Annotated in this window: 2 protein-coding genes; both read left to right on the forward strand. The window is 73.7% G+C overall.

The window, feature by feature from the left end; translation table 11 throughout:
• The coding region (locus ACFXKA_RS43060) for a polysaccharide deacetylase family protein (protein ID WP_379431922.1) at nt 1-348 on the forward strand (348 nt) is incomplete at its 5' end.
• Nucleotides 345-1175: glycosyltransferase (locus ACFXKA_RS43065; protein ID WP_379431923.1), on the forward strand; the 831-nt coding region annotated here is incomplete at its 3' end. The genes ACFXKA_RS43060 and ACFXKA_RS43065, both read left to right, overlap by 4 nt.

The following is a 1175-nucleotide window of genomic DNA, read 5'->3' on the forward strand; positions in this document are numbered from 1 at the left end:
CTGCTGGCCGAGGAGACGCGCGGCAGCCGGGAGGCGCTGAGCGCGATCACGGGCACCGAGGTGACCGGGTTCTGCTACCCGTACGGCACGGTCGACGAGCGCGCCATGGCCGCCGTACGGGACGCCGGTTACCGGTACGCCGTCGCCATCGACCCCGGCCCCCTCACCGGCCTGTTCGCCCTGCCGCGCCTGCACATCGGCCAGGAGGACACCGGGCCCCGGCTCTTCCTGAAGCGCGCCCTGCACGGCCGGCGGCGCGAGCCGGTCCCGTACGGCCCGTATCCGGCAGCCGCGGCGACCGCCGGGCGGTCGGGGACCGCGACCGTACCCGAGGGCGGCGGCGCATGAAGGTACTGCACGTCATCACCGGCCTCGGTATCGGTGGTGCCGAACAGCAACTGCGCCTGCTGCTCAGCCGGTTGCCCACGGACAGCGCCGTCGTCACACTCACCAACCCGGGCGCCGTCGCACGCGGCATCGTCGCCGACGGCTTCCCCGTCACGGACCTCGGCATAAGAGGCAACCGCGACATCGGCGCGCTGCCCCGGCTGACGGGACTGATCAAGGACGGCCGGTACGACCTGGTCCACACGCATCTCTACCGGGCCTGTGTGTACGGACGCCTCGCCGCCCGCCTCGCCGGCGTACGCACCGTCGTCGCCACCGAGCACTCGCTGGGCGCCACCCAGATCGAGGGCCGCTCGCTGACCGTCGGGGCCCGTGCCCTCTACCTCGGCAGCGAACGCCTCGGCACGGAGACCGTCGCCGTCTCGACGACCGTCGCGAACCGGCTGCGCCGCTGGGGCGTACGCCGCGACCGTATCCATGTCGTTCCCAACGGCATCGACGTGCCGCGCTTCTCCTTCGACGAGACGGCCCGGCACAAGGCGCGGGCCGAACTCGGCCTGCCCGCCGACGCGTTCGTGGTCGGCGGCATCGGCAGGCTCAGCGAGGGCAAGCGCTTCGACACGCTCGTCAGGGCCGTCGCCGCCGTGCCCGGTGCCCGGCTCCTGCTCGTCGGAGAGGGCCCCGAGCGTGACCGACTGCTCGACCTGGCGGCCGAGTTGGGGGCCGCCGACCGCGTCCTGCTGCACGGCGCGTGCGAGGACCCGCCGCCGAATCCCGCCGACGGCACCGGACCTGACCTGCCGTCACTGCTCGCCGCCATGGACCTC

Origin of the sequence: Nocardia sp. NPDC059228, assembly GCF_042754245.1 — a bacterium.
GTDB lineage: Bacteria > Actinomycetota > Actinomycetes > Mycobacteriales > Mycobacteriaceae > Nocardia.